At 70.7% G+C, this 16856-nt stretch carries 15 protein-coding genes; 8 read left to right on the forward strand and 7 right to left on the reverse strand.

From position 1 onward, the window contains the following. Positions 1-47 precede the first annotated feature (47 nt). Together DX914_RS17605 and ubiK are read right to left on the reverse strand one after the other, a co-directional pair. Positions 48-1562, reverse strand: coding sequence for a YifB family Mg chelatase-like AAA ATPase (locus tag DX914_RS17605; protein ID WP_115861156.1), 1515 nt, complete (start codon positions 1560-1562; stop codon positions 48-50). 10 nt (positions 1563-1572) lie between these two features. Then, complete coding sequence (ubiK, locus tag DX914_RS17610) at positions 1573-1839, reverse strand: ubiquinone biosynthesis accessory factor UbiK (protein WP_115861158.1); 267 nt, start codon at positions 1837-1839, stop codon at positions 1573-1575. Between the two features lie 265 nt (positions 1840-2104). Here ubiK and DX914_RS17615 point away from each other — a divergent pair, with 265 nt between their 5' ends. Further along, positions 2105-2443 carry a P-II family nitrogen regulator gene (locus tag DX914_RS17615; protein WP_056176848.1) on the forward strand — a complete coding sequence of 113 codons (339 nt, stop codon included), beginning with the start codon at positions 2105-2107 and terminating at the stop codon, positions 2441-2443. A gap of 160 nt (positions 2444-2603) precedes the next feature. Here the strand turns inward: DX914_RS17615 and DX914_RS17620 are convergent, their stop codons facing one another. Further along, positions 2604-3509 (reverse strand): LysR family transcriptional regulator, encoded by a 906-nt coding sequence (locus tag DX914_RS17620; RefSeq protein ID WP_115861160.1) that lies wholly within the window; start codon positions 3507-3509, stop codon positions 2604-2606. 108 nt (positions 3510-3617) lie between these two features. Between DX914_RS17620 and DX914_RS17625 the strand changes: the two genes are divergently transcribed. The 3 genes from DX914_RS17625 to DX914_RS17635 all read left to right on the forward strand — a co-directional run bounded on the left by DX914_RS17625 (position 3618) and on the right by DX914_RS17635 (position 7075). Further along, on the forward strand, positions 3618-4679 hold the full coding sequence (locus DX914_RS17625; protein ID WP_115861162.1) for a YeiH family protein: 1062 nt from the start codon (positions 3618-3620) through the stop codon (positions 4677-4679). Between the two features lie 92 nt (positions 4680-4771). Then, on the forward strand, positions 4772-5464 hold the full coding sequence (locus DX914_RS17630) for a hypothetical protein (protein ID WP_115861164.1): 693 nt from the start codon (positions 4772-4774) through the stop codon (positions 5462-5464). A gap of 321 nt (positions 5465-5785) precedes the next feature. Beyond that, positions 5786-7075, forward strand: a complete 1290-nt coding sequence (locus DX914_RS17635) for a M12 family metallo-peptidase (protein ID WP_115861166.1) — start codon at positions 5786-5788, stop codon at positions 7073-7075. 94 nt (positions 7076-7169) lie between these two features. Here the strand turns inward: DX914_RS17635 and speE are convergent, their stop codons facing one another. After that, positions 7170-8018, reverse strand: coding sequence for a polyamine aminopropyltransferase (gene speE / locus DX914_RS17640; RefSeq protein ID WP_115861168.1), 849 nt, complete (start codon positions 8016-8018; stop codon positions 7170-7172). A gap of 171 nt (positions 8019-8189) precedes the next feature. Between speE and DX914_RS17645 the strand changes: the two genes are divergently transcribed. From DX914_RS17645 to DX914_RS17660, 4 genes are all read left to right on the forward strand, one after another. Continuing rightward, positions 8190-10055: a M48 family metalloprotease gene (locus DX914_RS17645; RefSeq protein WP_115861170.1), complete on the forward strand. Its 1866-nt coding sequence runs from the start codon at positions 8190-8192 to the stop codon at positions 10053-10055. A gap of 131 nt (positions 10056-10186) precedes the next feature. Beyond that, the gene (gene speA, locus DX914_RS17650) at positions 10187-12076 is read left to right on the forward strand and encodes an arginine decarboxylase (RefSeq protein WP_115861172.1); all 1890 of its coding nucleotides are present in this window, start codon (positions 10187-10189) and stop codon (positions 12074-12076) included. Further along, a complete protein-coding gene (locus tag DX914_RS17655) occupies positions 12073-12348 on the forward strand; it encodes a YciI family protein (RefSeq protein WP_425480701.1) in 276 nt (91 codons plus the stop codon). The genes speA and DX914_RS17655 overlap by 4 nt, the downstream gene beginning before the upstream one ends. Positions 12349-12389: 41 nt before the next feature. Further along, positions 12390-13241: an NAD(P)-dependent oxidoreductase gene (locus DX914_RS17660; RefSeq protein WP_115861177.1), complete on the forward strand. Its 852-nt coding sequence runs from the start codon at positions 12390-12392 to the stop codon at positions 13239-13241. 263 nt (positions 13242-13504) lie between these two features. Here DX914_RS17660 and DX914_RS17665 read toward each other — a convergent pair whose 3' ends face one another. The 3 genes from DX914_RS17665 to argS form a co-directional block, all read right to left on the reverse strand. Next, positions 13505-13930, reverse strand: a complete 426-nt coding sequence (locus DX914_RS17665; RefSeq protein WP_115861179.1) for a hypothetical protein — start codon at positions 13928-13930, stop codon at positions 13505-13507. 401 nt (positions 13931-14331) lie between these two features. Further along, on the reverse strand, positions 14332-15162 hold the full coding sequence (locus tag DX914_RS17670; protein WP_115861181.1) for an SPOR domain-containing protein: 831 nt from the start codon (positions 15160-15162) through the stop codon (positions 14332-14334). After that, positions 15163-16851, reverse strand: coding sequence for an arginine--tRNA ligase (argS, locus tag DX914_RS17675; protein WP_115861183.1), 1689 nt, complete (start codon positions 16849-16851; stop codon positions 15163-15165). Positions 16852-16856: the final 5 nt, after the last annotated feature.

The raw sequence follows: 16856 nt of genomic DNA on the forward strand, positions 1-16856 counted from the left end.
GGCTCGCTTCTGTCGTGCCGGATCGGGAAACGCCGGCCGAGCGACCGCTACGCGGCCTGCGCCGTCGCGCCGCGATCCGCACGCCGATAGCCGATGGCCTCGGTCAAATGCGTAGTCAGGATGCGTTCGCTGCCGGCCAGGTCGGCGATGGTGCGGGCCACACGCAGGATGCGGTGGGTGGAGCGCGCCGACAGTTGCAGCGTGTCGACCGCGCGTTCCAGCAGCGCCTGATCGCGTTCCTCCAGGCGACAGTGCGCGGTGGTGTCGGCCTGGCTCAGCTGCGCGTTGACCCGGCCTGCGCGGGCGCGCTGGACCGCGCGCGCCTGCAGCACGCGCTCGCGCACGGCGGCGCTGGGTTCGCCGGTGGGCGCGTCGGCGCGCAGTTCGGTCGGCGCCAGCCGCGGCACTTCGATATGCAGGTCGATGCGGTCCAGCATCGGCCCGGACACGCGTGCGCGGTAGCGGCGGATGGCCTCGATGCCGCAGTGGCAGCGGCCGCTGCGGTCGCCGGCCCAGCCGCAGGGGCAGGGGTTCATGGCCGCGACCAGTTGGAAGCGCGCGGGAAATTCGGCGCTGCGCGCCGCGCGCGCCACGGTGACCACGCCGGACTCCAGCGGTTCGCGCAGCACTTCCAGCGCGCGCCGGTCCCATTCGGGCAGCTCGTCCAGGAACAGCACGCCGTGGTGGGCGAGCGAGATTTCGCCGGGCCGCGGGTCGGCGCCGCCGCCGACCAGGGACACCGCGCTGGCGGTGTGGTGCGGGCTGCGGAAGGGGCGTTCGCGCCAGCGCGCGGGGTCCAGGCCGCGGCCGCTGACCGAGGCGATGGCGGCGGTCTCCAGGGCCTCGCCTTCGTCGGCCTCCGGCAACAGGCCGGGCAGGCGCGCGGCCAGCAGGGTCTTGCCGCAGCCGGGCGGTCCGATCAGCAGCAGGTGGTGGCCGCCGGCGGCGGCGATCTCCAGCGCGCGCCGCGCCTGCGCCTGGCCGCGCACGTCGGCCAGGTCGGGCCCGACCTGGCGCTGCATCGGCACGGCCTGCGCCGCCGGCAGGGTCTTGCGCTGGCTGAGCATGGCGCAGACCTCGAGCAGGGTGCGCGCGGTCATGGCTTCGACCCGGCTGGCCAGCGCCGCTTCGGCGCCGTTGCCGGCCGCCACCACCAGCTTGCGCCCGGCGTCGGCCGCGGCCAATGCGGCCGGCAGCACGCCGTCGATGGCGCGCAGCTCGCCGGTCAGGGCCAGCTCGCCCAGGAACTCGTAATCGCCCAAACCGTCCAGCGGAATCTGGCCGCTCGCGGCCAGGATCCCCAAGGCGATGGCCAGGTCGTAGCGGCCGCCGTCCTTGGGCAGGTCTGCCGGTGCCAGGTTGACGGTGATGCGGCGCGACGGGAATTCGAACTGCGCGCATTGGATGGCCGCGCGCACGCGGTCCTTGGCCTCGCGCACCGCCGCTTCGGGCAGGCCGACGATGGACATGGAGGGCAGGCCGCCGGCCAGATGCACCTCCACCCGTACTGCGGGCGCACGAACGCCCGTTCGCGCACGGCTGTGCACGAGTGCCAGATTCATGCTGGCGCGCTCAGTGCTGGGGCGGGGCGTTGTGGCCGAGCTGGGCTTCCAGTTCGGCGACGGTGCGCTGCAACTCGTCCAGCTTCTCGCGCGTGCGCAGCAGCACCGCGCGCTGGACTTCGAATTCCTCGCGGGTGACCAGGTCGAGCTTGGCCAGACCGCTCTGCAGCACGGCCTTGAAGTTCTGCTGGATCTCGTCGCGCCCCTCGCGCAGGCCCGGCGGCAGCAGGGTGCTGAGGCGGCGGGCGAGGTCGTCGATATGGTTCAGGTCGATCATGGGTGGGGCGCTCTATCCGGGGACGTGGCCAGCTTGGCCTCGTGGCCGGGGCGGCGCCGTCGGTGCGGGCCGCGCCGCGCTGTCGGAAAAATCCTATAGCGCGGCACCGCCATTACACCACGGCCGCACCGGTGCGGCGAGGCGTCCCATCCTTGGCCGGAGCCGGGCGAAGGCGGCGTGAATGCATGCGCCGCGGGCGGCCTGGGCTATGCTGCCGCCAGCGGACGCGCGGGCACTGCGCGGCGGAAAGATTCGGAGATCGACGATGAAGATGGTCATGGCGGTGATCAAGCCGTTCAAGCTGGACGACGTGCGCGAGGCCCTGGCCGAGGCGGGCGTGGCCGGCATCACCGCCACCGAGGTCAAGGGCTTCGGCCGCCAGAAGGGCCACACCGAGCTCTACCGCGGCGCCGAATACGTGGTGGATTTCCTGCCCAAGATCAAACTGGAAGTGGCGGTCACCGACGAGCAGGTCGACGGCGTGGTCGAGGCGATCATGAAGGCCGCCGGCACCGGCAAGATCGGCGACGGCAAGATCTTCGTCTGGGACCTGGAGCGCGCGGTGCGCATCCGCACCGGCGAGATGGACGGCGACGCGCTGTAGGCGCCGCGTCGCGCCGGCTCGGGTCGGCGGCGCCTGAGGCCGGGCCCGCACGCTACGGTCTTCGAAGTGGCGGTACGCGGCAAGGCTGTGTTGGCGTTGCATCCTTGATGACGCACGGCGCGGCCGGCGTGCGGTCTCGCAAGCAGGGCCAAAGGGCCGCTCAGTCGGGTTTGCGCCGCCGCGGCTGCGTATCCAGGGCCAGGAACGCGCGCAACGCCGGCGCGCGCGGGCGGTTGCGCAACTCCAGGCGATACAGCGGCCGGCTTGCGGCGCGCGCCTGGCCCGGCGGCGCGACCGTGCGCAGCCGGCCCATCGCCAGCAGGTCGGCGACCACCGTATCGGGCAGCAGGGCCAGCCCCGCGCCGGCCGCGACCGCCCGGGCGATGGCCTCGTTGCTGCCGATCTCGATCACGCGTGCGGGCGTGAGCGCCTGCGCCTGCAGCCAGGCCTGCGCGGCCTGGCGCGTGCCCGAGCCGGGTTCGCGCAGCAGCCAGGTGGCCTGAGCCAGCGTGGCCGCACTCATGCGCGCGGCGGCGCCGGCGGCGGCGACCAGGCGCAGGGGCTCGGTGCGCCACAGCGTGGCGGCGATGCGCGCGTCGCTGACTTCGCCTTCGACGTAGCCCAGATCGATCCGGCAGTCGACCAGCTCGCGGCTGATCTCGTCGGTGTTGCCGACGATCAGCCCGACCTGCAGGGCCGGATGTCGGCGCGAGAACTCGGCCAGCATGTCCGGCAGCCAATACGCGGCGACCGTGGTGCTGGCGCCCAGGCGCAGATGGCCCTGGCGCAGCTCGACCCGGTCGCGCACGTCTTCGCTCGCCGCGCGCGCCAGGGCGAAGATCGCGCGCGCATGTTCGAACACGGCGCGGCCGTGCTCGGTCAGGGCGATGCCGCGCAGCGACTTGCCGTCGGCGTCGCGCTCCAGCAGCGGCAGATCCAGCTGATGCTCCAGCTCGCGCACCGCCTTGGTCACCGCCGACTGGCTCACGAACAGCGCCTGCGCCGCGCGCGAGTAGCTCTGGGTCTCCACCACGGTCAGGAAACTGCGCAGCAGGTGCAGGTTCATGGGATATGAGTTCAATTCATCAAATCGGGAATTATATGTATTGGACGACCCGACGGGCCGCGCCTACCGTGGCGCCCATCGCGCCGCCGCTCGGCGCCGGAGTCGCCCATGTCGTTGGCCGTTCCCCGCCGTTCTCCCGCCGCCGCGCTGACGCAGGCCGGCGCCATGCATGCACCCGGCCTGGCTTTGGCCGCCGCGCTCGCCGCCGCATCCTGGGCCTTGAGCGCATGGGCGCCGCTGCGGGCTTTGGGCCTGAGCGCGCTGACCCTGGCCATGGTGCTGGGCATCGCGCTGGGCAATACCGGATTCGCCCGGATCGCGGCGGCCGCCGGCCCCGGCGTGGACCTTTGCCGCGGCCGCCTGTTGCGGCTGGGCATCGTGCTGTACGGCTTCCGGGTGAGCTTCCACGATTTGGCCGCGGTGGGCTGGGCCGGATGGGCGGTGGACGCGGTGGTGGTGGCCACGGTGTTCGCCACCGCCGCCTGGGTCGGCACGCGCTGGTTGAAGCTGGAACGCGAGACCGCGCTGCTGATCGGCGCCGGCAGCGCGATCTGCGGCGCGGCGGCGGTGATGGCGACCGAACCGGTACTGCGCGCGCGCGCCGAGCAGGTGTCGGTGGCGGTGGCCACGGTGGTGGTGTTCGGCAGCATCGCCATGTTCCTGTATCCGGCGCTGTACCCGCTGCTGGGCCTGAGCGAGCGCGCCTACGGCCTGTACGTGGGCTCGACCGTGCACGAGGTGGCGCAGGTGGTGGTGGCCGGGCGGGCCGTGGGCGATGTCGCCGCATCCACCGCGGTGATCGAGAAGATGCTGCGGGTGATGCTGCTGGCGCCGTTCCTGTTGTTGTTGTCGTTGCGCGCGAGCGGGCGCGGCGGCGGGCCGGCACGGAGCCGGCTCCGTCTGCCTTGGTTCGCGCTGGCGTTCGTGGCGGTCAGCGCCCTGCATCCGTTGCTGGGCTTGCCGCCGTCGTGGAGCGAGGCGATCGCCCAACTGGATACGGCGGTGCTGGCCATGGCGATGGCGGCACTGGGTCTGCGCACCCAACTGGGCGCGATCCGTCAGGCCGGTGCGCGGCCGTTGCTGCTGGCCGCGCTGCTGTTCGTGCTGCTGACGGTGGGTGGCTACGCGCTCAACTTGGCGGCGATGCGCTGGTCCGGTGTCGGCGCGTGAGCGCGGTGTAGTACCGTGCCCGCAGCCGGCGCATGGGGACGTTGGCGCCGGATCGGGCTGGCCGTACCGGCCGTGACGCAGGGGCAGGGATCATGAAAGCGATCGTGGTGTGGGCGGCCGGTCTGGTCGCGGCGACGGCGTTCGCCGCCGAGGGCGATCAGGAGCGGACCGTCAACGGTTTGAACCGCACGCATCTGGCCGACACGGCCGTCTGCCTGGGGCGCAGCACCATGTTCGTCGGCTATTCCATCTTGGCCGGGGGCGACAAGGACGGCGATCGCGCCGGTCTGAAAGAAAAAGCCTTGGCCGCCAACGCGGCCCTGCCGGAACGGCTGCGCGACCCGCCCGAGACGGTGCGTGCCGACGTCGAAGCGCTGTACGCAAATCCCCCGACCTCGCTGCCGGGCTTGGGTGCGCGGCGCATGGAGCAGTGCGTGCAGCGGCAGGCGATTCCGCTCGAGCCCAGCCGGGTGGGCCGCTGCTACGAATTGGTCGGTTTCCTCAACGCCATGCGCGCCACCATGGGCAAGAACCAGACCGCGGAGTCGTTCGCGGAACTGTGGGGCAAGCAGATCGCGCGCTCGCCGCAGGAGCTGGAGAAGCTGCGGCCGCTGCTGATCGAGCAATACGGCAAGGGCGCGATGGCGCCGCGCGAAGAACTGATCGCCTATCTGGGTTGCGCGATGAAGCGACCGGCCGATGCCGGCGCCGAACGGCCGGCCGACGAAGCGGCCGATGGCAAACCCGAGCCCGCGAATCGGTGGCTGGAGCGGTGGAAACAGTGAGGGCTGCTGGCCTGGGCGGGCATTGACGCAGAGCGAGTGTGCGCAGCTGCGGCGCGCATTTCCCATCCGTAGTTGCGGGTCCATGCACAAGCGGCATGGCCGAAGCGCGAATCTGTGATTAGCGGCGTCTTTCGGACCGAAAACGCGCTTGCCGCGACCTGCTGCGGCCGTTCGCCGCATGCCTAACTCAAGCCCGTTCGCGACGCTCAGGTCGCGCAGCGGCCCCAGCGCACGCGGCGATCGGCGACACGGCCACGAACAAGCCGGGCGGCGTAGCCGCCTTCACTTCTATTCGCTGCAGCGCTCTAAGGAGAGAACCATATGCGAAAGCACCTCTTGGCAGTGTCCATCGCCGGCCTGATCGCCGCCACCGTCAGCGCCGCGGGCGCGCAATCGGCGTCGGTGCCGGAATTGTTCCAGGCGCAGTCCTCACGCGTAGCGGCCGCTGCCGTGGCCGCCACGCCCGCCCACATCAACGGCATGCTGCGCGACAAGAGCGCGCATTGGGCCGCCGCGGTATCGGTCGACCGCAAGGCGCTGACCGGCGGGCAGCGCGAACTGATGCTGAGCATGCCCGAAGGCGCGCGCCTGCACATGCGCCTGGCCAAAGCCTACCGCAGCGCCAACGGCGACGTGATCTGGTCCGGCGCCGACCAGCTGCTGCCCAACGGCCAGCTCAAGCTCGGCGATCAGGCGCCGTCCACGGCGCTGTTCGTGGTGCGCGGCGAGCGCGTCACCGGCCAGATCGCCACCGGTTCGGGCGAAGTCTTCGAGCTGTTGACCTCGGAAGACGGCAAGCAGCAGTACCTGATCAAGCGCGATCCGGCCAGCCTGGAAGGCGGCGACGACACGCCGGCGCATAGCGATCTGCCGCCGCAGCCCGACCGCGGCACCGGCGCGCGGCCGCTGGCCAATGCGCTGCTGGCCAACACCATCATCCGCGTGCTCCAGGTCTACACGCCCGAGGCGGTGACCGAGCTGGGCGGGCAGAACTCGGCCAACGATCGCGCCGCTTTCTTCATCGCCCAGTCCAATACCGCCTTCACCAACAACGCGCTGGCCGTGCGCTTCGAGAGCGCCGGCGTGCGGTTCGCGACCCAGGGTCAGGCGACCAACGATTCGGGCACCCTGCTGTCGCGCATCCGCAACACCAACGACGGTTGGTACGACGCCTATTCGACCACCGACCGCAACAACACGGCCGCCGATCTGGTGACCCTGGTGGTGCGCGACGGCTTGGTGAGCAGCGGTTCGCTGCTGTGCGGCCAGGCCTATTCGATCGGCGCGACCGCGGCCAACGGCTTCTTCGTGCAGAACCACAGCTGCAGCACCTTCACCTTCGTGCACGAAGCGGCGCACCTGTTCGGCGCGCGCCACGACAACGATCCGACCACCACGCCGTTCTCGTACGGCCACGGCTACGTCAACAGCGCCGGCAACTTCCGCACGATCATGGCGGTGAACTCGAACCCGCAGCCGCGCATCGGCTACTTCTCCACCACCGACCAGAACTACGTGTCGGGCGGCGTGAGCCGGCCGCTGGGCACCAGCACCCGCAACAACGAGCGGGTGATGCGCGAGCGCGCGGCGGCGATGGCGGCGTTCCGCTAAGCGCGGGGATCGGCAACGAAAACGGCCGCGGAGTTCGCTCCGCGGCCGTTGGTGCATCGCTTGGGGCCGGGTGAGAATCCGGCCCTTTCGGTTTTCAGCCCAGCGCCGCGGCCACGAACGGCGGCAGGGTCTGCGCGCCGCGGTGGATGTCGGCGCTGTAGTACAGGGTGTCGAAGCCCTTGCCGCGCGCATCGTTCTCGCGGAAATCGAAACCTCCGGACTTGCGCGCCAGGGTCGCGCTCCACCAGCCGGTGGGATAGCACGGCTGCGGGAACGGCAGGGTCTGGAAGCTGGCGAAGCCGGCCTTGCCCATCTCGCCGCGCATTTCCTTGATCAGGTCCAGCAGCACCAGCGGCGACTCGGACTGCTGCACCAGGATGCCGTCGTCCTTCAGCGCACGGAAGCAGCTGTCGTAGAAGGCCTTGTTGAACAGGCCTTCGGCCGGGCCGACCGGATCGGTGGAGTCCACGATCACGATGTCGACGCTGCCCGGGGCGCAGTTGGCCATGTAGGCGATGCCGTCGTCGAACAGCAGCTCGGCGCGCGCGTCGCCGTTGCGTTCGCACAGCTCGGGGAACCACTTTTCGGCCATGCGCGTGACCTGCTCGTCGATGTCGCACTGCACGGCCTTTTCCACGCCCGGGTGCTTGAGCACTTCGCGCAGGGTGCCGCAGTCGCCGCCGCCGATGATGACCACGTTCTTGGGCGCGGCATGGGTGAACAGCGCCGGGTGCGACATCATCTCGTGATAGAGGAAGTTGTCGCGCGTGGTCAGCATCATCGCGCCGTCGATCAGCATCAGGTTGCCCCAGTCGGTGCTCTCGAAGATCTCGATCTTCTGGAACGGCGACTGGACCTCGTCGAGCTTGCGGACGATGCGGTAGCCGATGGCCGAGCCGGCGCGCTCGAAGTTTTCGTAATGCCAGGTGCTGTCGGTGCTCATGCGGGTGGTTCCGGAATGGTGGGTCGCGCCTTCCAAACTAGCCGCGGTCGATGACGGCTGCGCTGCGCCCGGGCGTGTGGGTGATGCGCCAGGACGGGGGCGGCATTGTAGCGGACCGGGCGTGAGGCGCCGGGGCCCGTTCTAGAATGGCGGCAAAACAGGGGGTCAGGGATGGCAACGGTCGCAAGGTACCAGGCACTGGTCGCGCGCCTGGAGCGCGAGGCGCAGCAGGCGCCTGGGCGTTACAAATTCAAGTTGGCCCTGCTGGCGGGGCTGGGGTTCGCGGTCCTGGGCGGCACGGTGCTGCTGGCGCTGGGCATGTCGGTGGGCTTGGTCGCGGTGCTGTTCGCGATCAGCCCGATCCTGCTGGCCAAGCTGCTCAAGGTGGTGTGGATCCCGGTGGCCTTCGGCGGCTTCGTGCTCAAGGCGCTGTGGGTGAAGTTCGAGCCGCCCGAGGGCCATGTGCTGGGGCCGGACGAGGCGCCGGAACTGCGCGCCGAGATCGAGCGCCTGCGCGCGCAGACCGGCGCGCCGCCGCTGCGGCAGATCGTGATCGACCCCGACCTCAACGCCAGCGCGGCCAGCGTGCCGCGCATGCTGGGGCTGCTGGGGCACACCCATTACCTGGTGCTGGGCCTGCCGCTGATGCAGCTGCTCAGTCGCGAGCAGTTCGCGGCGGTGGTGGCGCACGAGTTCGGCCATTTCGGCGGCGGCCACAGCCGTTTCGCCGGCTGGATCTACCGGGTGCGGGTGAGCTGGTACCGGTTGCTGCACGAACTGGCGCAGCGCGGTTCGATCATGGGCGCGCTGTTCGCGCGCTTCTTCAATTGGTATGCGCCCTATTTCGATGCCTACAGTTTCGTGCTGGCGCGCGCGCAGGAATACGACGCCGACGCCACCGCCGCGCGGGTGACCGGCGCACCGGCGATGGCGCAGGCGCTGCAGCGGGTGGGCCTGGGCGGCGAACGGCTGGGGCGCGAGTTCTGGCCGGCGCTGGAGGAGCGCATCCGCCAGCAGGCCGAGCCGCCCGCAGCCTTGCTCACCGAACTCAGCGGCAGCCTGACGGCGCCGGCCGAGGACGAAGCCGCGCGCCTGCAGCAACTGCTGGAGGCCGAGGCGCATCCCGGCGACACCCATCCGACCCTGAAGCAGCGCCTGCAGGCCCTGGCCCAGGAGCCGCAGGCGCCGGCCCCCGCGCAGCCCAGCGCGGCCGAGGCCCTGCTGGGGCCGCTGGCGGCGCAGTTGCAGGCACGCTTCAACGCGCAATGGCTGGAGCGCAACGGCGCGAACTGGCGCGACCAGCACCGCCAGCATGTGCAATCCAATGCGCGGCTGGAGGAGCTGGACGCGCGCGCGGACGGCCTGGTCGGCGCCGAGGCGGCCGAGTACGCGCAGCTGGCCCTGGCCCTGCGGCCCGACTTCGACCCCGAGCCCTGGTACCGCAAGGCGCTGGCGACCGAGCCGCTCGACGCGCTGACCCGCGCGCGCCTGGGGGCGTTGCTGCTGGAGCGCGAGGACGCGCGTTCGGCGGAAGGCGCGGTGGAACTGGAGCGCGCGATCGAGCTCGATCGCACCCTGCTCGGGCGTGGCCTGCACCTGCTGGAGCATCACTACCGCGAGAGCGGCAACGCCGCGGCGCATGCGGCCACGTTGACCCGGATCAAGGCCTGGCAGAAGCGCTGCGAGGCCGGCGAGACCGCGCGCAACACCCTGGACGACGATATCAAGCTGCAGCCGCACGGCCTGGAGCCGGAGGTGCTGGAGGCTGCGCTGGCGACTTTCCGCAGTATTCCCAAGCTCATCCACGTCTGGATCGCGCGCAAGCCGATCGACGACGACAGCGGCGTGCCGCATTACGTGGTGCTGGTGGACATGACCGGCGTGGCCCTGACCGCCGAGGGCCCGCTGAAGAAGGTGCGCGATCCGCTGGAGCTGCCGGGCAGCTTCACCGTGTTCTTCGCCATGCAGCAGCGCCAGGTGGCCAAGCGGGTCAAGGCGGTGCCGGGCTCGCAGGTGTACCTGCGCGACGGCAAGTAAGGCCGGCCCCAATTGAGGAGAGCCCTGGCGCGCCCGCCGGCCGCCGGGGCCGTTCAGGTAAGGGAAGGCCGGTAACGCCATGCGGGGGCGGTAGAATGCGCGTCCCTTTCGCCCCCGCTGGTGCCACGCCGATGTCCGACTGGTCGCTCGATCAGGCTCGCAAGACCTACTCGATCCCGCATTGGTCCGAAGGTTACTTCGACGTCGACGCGGCCGGGCGGATCTCCGTGCGCCCGCACGGCGAGCGCGGACCGGCCATCGCCCTGCCGGACGTGGTCGACGCGGCGCGCGCCAACGGCGCCAAGCTGCCGCTGCTGGTGCGCTTCCCCGACATCCTCGGCGACCGCCTGGGCAAGCTGCAGGCGGCCTTCGCCCAGGCCCAGGCCGAGTGGGACTACCCCGGCGGCTACACCGCGGTCTATCCGATCAAGGTCAACCAGCACCAGGGCGTGGCCGGCACGCTGGCCTCGCACCACGGCGAAGGCTTCGGCCTGGAAGCGGGCAGCAAGCCCGAGCTGATGGCGGTGCTGGCGCTCAGCCGCCCCGGCGGCCTGATCGTGTGCAACGGCTACAAGGACCGCGAGTACATCCGCCTGGCGCTGATCGGCCGCAAGCTGGGCATGGAAGTCTTCATCGTGGTGGAGAAGCCGTCCGAGCTGGCGCTGGTCATCGAGGAAGCGCAGGCATTGGGCGTGAAGCCCGGCCTGGGCGTGCGCATGCGCCTGGCCTCGCTGGGCGCGGGCAAGTGGCAGAACAGCGGCGGCGACAAGGCCAAGTTCGGCCTGTCGCCGCGCCAGGTGCTGGACCTGTGGAAGAAGCTGCGCGACGCCGGCATGACCGACGCGCTGCAGCTGCTGCACTTCCACATGGGCTCGCAGATTTCCAACGTGCGCGACATCGCCAACGGCATGCGCGAGGCCACGCGCTATTTCGTCGAGCTGTCCAAGCTGGGCGCGCAGGTGCGCTACATGGACGTGGGCGGCGGCCTGGGCATCGATTACGAAGGCACGCGCTCGCGCGGCTACTGCTCGATCAACTACGGCATCGGCCAGTACGCCAACAGCATCGTCCAGCCGCTGGCCGAGGCCTGCGCCGAGCACGGCCTGGCGCCGCCGCGCGTGGTCACCGAGTGCGGCCGCGCAATGACCGCGCACCACGCGGTGCTGGTGGCCAACGTGTCGGAAGTGGAGGAGGCGCCGGAAGGCCGCATTCCGCCCGCGCACGACGACGAGCCGGCGGTGGTGCGCCACCTGCGCGAGGTCTACGAGGAACTGGGCCGGCGCCCGGCACCGGAGCTGTTCCACGAGGCCCAGCACCACCACAGCGAAGGCCTGTCGCTGTACGCGCTGGGCCAGATCGACCTGATCCACCGCGCGCGCATCGACGATCTGTTCTACGCCATCGCCCACGCGGTGCGGCAGCGCCTGAACTACGACGAGAAGAGCCACCGCGAGCTGCTGGACGAACTCAACGACCGCCTGGTCGACAAGTACTTCGTCAATTTCAGCGTGTTCGAGTCGATCCCGGACGTGTGGGCGATCGACCAGGTGTTTCCGATCGTGCCGATCGAGCGCCTGGACGAGGCGCCGCAGCGCCGCGGCATCCTGGCCGACATGACCTGCGACTCCGACGGCACGGTCAAGACCTACGTCGAGAACGAAGGCCTGGACAGCTCGCTGCCGCTGCACCGGCTCAAGCACGGCGAAAGCTACCGCCTGGGCTTCTTCCTGGTCGGCGCCTATCAGGAGATCCTGGGCGACATCCACAACCTGTTCGGCGACACCGACGCGGTCGAAGTGCGCGTGGACGGCCAGGGCTACCGCATCGCCCAGCAGCGCCGCGGCGACACCACCGACGTGATGCTGGACTACGTGGGCTACCGCCTGGACGCGCTGCGCCAGACCTACCGCGACAAGGTCGCGGCGGCCGGCCTGCCCGAGGCGGAAGCGGCGAGCTTGAACGAGGCGCTGGAGGCCGGGCTGACCGGCTACACCTATCTCAGCGACGCGCCGCTGGCGTGAGCGCATCCGGAGACGCGGCGATGAAGCAGTACCTGGTGCTGGCGATGCGCGAGCCGGCGTTCGACGCCGCCGTGGTCGAGCCGCACCGCGTGTTCCTGGCCGACTTGCGCGAGCAAGGCCGGCTGGAACGGTCGGGTGCGTTCTCCGACAAGAGCGGCGGCGCCTACGTGCTGCTGGCGCCGGATCTGGATGCGGCCACGGCGCTGGCGCAGCGCGATCCGCTGCACCTGACCGGCGCGTCGCGGCTGACGGTATACGAGTGGCAGGTCTGAAACACCCAGGGGCATCCCCCATCTAGGCAGGGAAGGTTGAAATGAAAGTCGGATTCATCGGCCTGGGCGCGATGGGCGCGCCGATGGCGCGCTACGTGCACGGCAAGGGTTTGCTGACCGCGGTGGGCAACCGCACCCAGGCCAAGGCCGACGCGCTGGCGGCGGAGCTGGAAGTGCGCGCGGCGCGTTCGGCGGCGAACTTCGCCGACTGCGACGTGGTCGCGCTGTGCGTGTCGCTGGACGCGGACGTGCTGGAGAACGTGGCCGCGCTGGCCGACGTGCTCAAGGCCGGCGCGGTGGTGGTCGACCATTCGACGGTGGCGGTGGAAACCGCGCGCCGCTGCGCGGCGATGCTGGCCACGCACAACATCGGCTTCCTCGACGCGCCGGTGTCCGGCGGCGTGGAGGGCGCGCGCAACGGCAAGCTGTCGGTGATGGTCGGCGGCGAAGCCGAGAACCTGGAGCGCGCGCGCGCGGCGATCGAGGCCTACGCGGCCCGCATCAGCCACATGGGCGGCACCGGCGCCGGCCAGGCGACCAAGGCGGTCAACCAGGTGCTGGTGGCCGGCATTAACGAAGCGGTGTGCGAAGGCTTGGCGCTGGGCGAGAAGCTGGGCTTGGACCCGGAGCGCCTGCTGCCGACGCTGATGGCCGGCGCGGCCAACAACTGGTTCCTGGACAAGCGCGGCGCGACCATGCTGCGCGACGAGTTCGCGCCGGGCTTCAAGTGCGCGCACATGCTCAAGGACCTGCGCATCGTGCAGGCGATCGCGCGCGACACCGGCATCCGCACCGCCACCATCGACCAGGCCTTGGCCGACTACGCCGAACTGATCGAGCGCGGCATGGGCGAGTCGGACACCTCGGCGCTGATTTCGATCAAGCGGGGTTGAGCGGGGCTGCCGCTTTTGAATGGCGCGAAGAGCATTCGCGCTTTGCGCTCATCCCCTCACCCTAGCCCTCTCCCGTAAACGGGAGAGGGAACACATGCGTTTTAGCCCCTCCCGTAAACGGGAGAGGGAGCACAGGCGACGCCACTGCTTTTAGCCCCTCTCCCGTTTACGGGAGAGGGGTTGGGGTGAGGGCCGGCGCACCCAAGTGTTTGAGCGAAGGCGGCATTGCGCTCCTTACAGGAGCGGCGTTAGCCGCGACTGGATCAGGCCGAAGCCGTGTTCCCGCCGCGCGGCCAACGTGCGGCCAGGAACTGCCCCAGGCTCGCGCCCAGCCAGGCCGCCAGCAGGGTCAACACGATCGCCATGCCGTTGTACTTGAGCATGGCCGGCAGCGAGGCCAGCGGCGGCGGGCTGTCGGGCGAAATCATCGCCACCAGCACGGTCAGGATCGCCAGCCAGACGATGGTCACCATCAGCACGGCGACGGCGCGGAACTTGCGCCGCGCCACCGCGCCGCCGACGGTCATGGCCAGCAGCACCATCAGCACGTCGCCCATCGGCACCCGGCCCAAGGGGGTGTGCACGATCTGCGAGGCGCTGCCGGAGGCGCCGGCCAGTTGCGCGGCCATGCCGCCGAACAGCAGCACGGACAGTGCGGCGATGCAGCCCAGTAGTACGCGTTTGTCCATGCTTCACCCTGCTGCGAACGGGGCGAGTCTACCGCGCGGCCATGGCCGTCGCGGCGGCGGCGTGCGTGGGCTGTGATCGTGCTCGCGCTTGGGGCGCCCGCACCAGCGGGCTGAGGCTGGCGCAGTGCGGAGCGCCTAGCTGGCGATCGCGCTGTTGCTCGTCATCCCCGCGTAGGCGAGGGCGAAGCGCCGCTGCTTGCGAGCCATTGGCTCGCGCGGCGCTGAGCGCCATCGGGCTATGCCCGATGGCCGGAAGGAGAGACTTCAGCGCCAGGCTCCCATTTGGGCCCTAGCCCCCCGCCTGCGCGGGGATGACGGGTCGGGGTGTCCTCGCTTCCTGGCGCGCTTTGAGCCGCGCGCCCCGAATAGGCCCGGGGCGCGGGTCGGCAGACGAACCCGGTTTACTTGACCTTGATCGCCATGCCCGGCAGCCCGCCGCTGGCGAGCTTGCGCTTGGCTTCGGCCAGGTCGCTGGCGGTGCCGTAGGGGCCCATGCGCACGCGGTAGACGGTCTTGCCGCCGATCTGCGCCGATTCCACCCGCGCGCCCAGACCCAGCATCGCGATCTTGGCCTTCATTTCCTCGGCCTGGCCGGAGGCCTGGAAGGCGCCGGCTTGCAGCAGGTAGCGGGTGTTGTCGTCGGCAGCCGCGGCGGTCGCCGCGGCCGCGGTGGCCGTGCTGGCAGGCGTGGTCGAGGCGGCGGCTGCCGGCGTGGCGGCGCTGGCCGTGGCCGTGGGCGTGGCGCTGGCGGTTTCGATCGGCTTGGGCAGGGCGGCGTCGGGATTGGCGGCTGCCGGCGTCTGCGCCGTGGCGGCGGCCGGCGTGGCCGCGGCCTGCGCCTTCTGCTGCTGGGCCAGGCGTTGGGCTTCGGCGCGCTCGGTGGCGGCCAGCTCGGCGTCGCTCAGCGGCACTTCCTTGCCGGGCAGCAGGGTGTAGAAGTCGTATTCGGTGTCCTTGGGCGCGTCGGCCTTGTCCGGCTTGGGCGCGCTGCGGCCGTCGCCGGTGTCGGGGGCGACGGTCTCGTCCTCGGCCACGGCCACCGGCGCCGGCTGGGCGTCGGGGTTGGGCTTGGGGCGGAAGAAGCCGTCGCCGTCGGACTTGAGGAACTTCGGCGCGCCCAGGATCAGGACCACGCCGAGCAGGACGCCGATGACGCCCCAGGCCCAGCCGGGCAGGCCGCCGCTGTTGCCTTGATTGCGCTTGGCTTGCGATTTGCCGCGTCGTGCTGCCACTTACATCACCTCGGGGGCGTTGACGCCCAACAAACCCAGACCGTTCGCCAGCACCTGCCGCGTCGCCGTCGCCAGCGCCAGGCGCGCATTGCGCACGGCCGCGTCGTCGACCAGGAACTGGTGGTCGTTGTAATACGTCTGGAAGGCTTGCGCCAATTCCAGCAGATAGGCGGCGATCTGGTGCGGTTCCAGGTCGCGTCCGGCCAGCTCCACCACGTCGGGGTAGCGCAGCAGGGTGGCCACCAGCTCGCGCTCGGCCTCGTCGCCCAGGTCCAGCGGCTGGGCCAGGCCCTGCTCCAGGTCCACGCTCAGGCCGCGCTCCTTGAGCTGGCGCATCAGGCCGCACATGCGCGCGTGCGAGACCTGCACGTAGTAGACCGGGTTGTCCATCGACTGCGAACGCGCCAGGTCGATGTCGAAGGTCAGCTGCGAATCGGGCTTGCGCGCGACCAGGAACCAGCGCACCGCGTCGCGGCCCGCTTCGTCGATGAGGTCGCGCAGGGTCAGGTAGCTGCCGGCGCGCTTGGACAGCTTCACTTCCTCGCCGCCGCGCATCACCGTGACCATCTGGTGCAGCACGTATTCCGGCCAGTCTTGCGGAATGCCGGCGTCCAGCGCCTGCAGGCCGGCACGCACGCGCGCCAGCGAGCCGTGGTGGTCGGCGCCCAGCTCGGTGATCGCGCGCAGGTAGCCGCGCTGCCACTTGCTCAGGTGATAGGCCACGTCCGGCACGAAGTAGGTGTAGCTGCCGTCGGACTTGCGCATGACGCGGTCTTTGTCGTCGCCGAAGTCGGTGCTGCGCAGCCACAGCGCGCCGCCCTCTTCGTAGGTGTGGCCGTGCGCGATCAGCTCGCGCACGGTCTCCTCGACCTTGTCCTGCTCGTACAGCGAGCTTTCCAGGAAGTACACGTCGAAACCCACGCCGAACGCGTCCAGGTCCTGGTTTTGCTCGCGGCGCAGGTAGGCCACGGCGAACTGGCGGATCGCGTCGAGGTCGTCGATGTCGCCCTTGCCGGTGACGGCGTGGTTCTCGAACTCGACCGTGGCGCCGTCCAGGTAGGCGCGCGCCACGTCGGCGATGTAGTCGCCGTTGTAGGCGTTGTCCGGCCAGCCCTCGTCGCCGGGCTTGAGCCCGCGCGCGCGCAGCTGGGTGGAGATCGCCAGGTTGTTGATCTGCACGCCGGCGTCGTTGTAGTAGAACTCGCGCGCCACGTCCCAGCCGTTGGCGGCCAGCACGCGCGCGATGCAGTCGCCGATCACGCCGGCGCGGCCGTGGCCCACGTGCAGCGGGCCGGTGGGATTGGCGGACACGAATTCCACGCCGGCGCGGCGGCCGGCGCCGCTGGCGTTGCGGCCGTAAGCCTCGCCCGCGGCCAGCGCCTGGCCCAGCTGGCGGCGCCAGGCGGACTCGTCGATGTGGAAGTTGATGAAGCCCGGGCCGGCGATCTCGACGTTGGCGATGTCGGTATTGGCCGGCAGCGCGTCGACCAGCTTCTGCGCGATCTCGCGCGGATTGGCGCGCGCGGGCTTGGCCAGCAGCATCGCGGCGTTGGTGGAGTAGTCGCCCTGGGCGCGGGTCTTGGGGCGTTCGATGACGAAATCGGGCGTGGCCAGGTCGGCCGGCACGGTGCCGGCGGCGCGCAACGCATCGATGGCCTGCGCGACCTGCGCGCGGAGTTGGTTTTTCACGGAAT

This window comes from Lysobacter silvisoli (assembly GCF_003382365.1).
Classification (GTDB): Bacteria; Pseudomonadota; Gammaproteobacteria; order Xanthomonadales; family Xanthomonadaceae; genus Lysobacter; species Lysobacter silvisoli.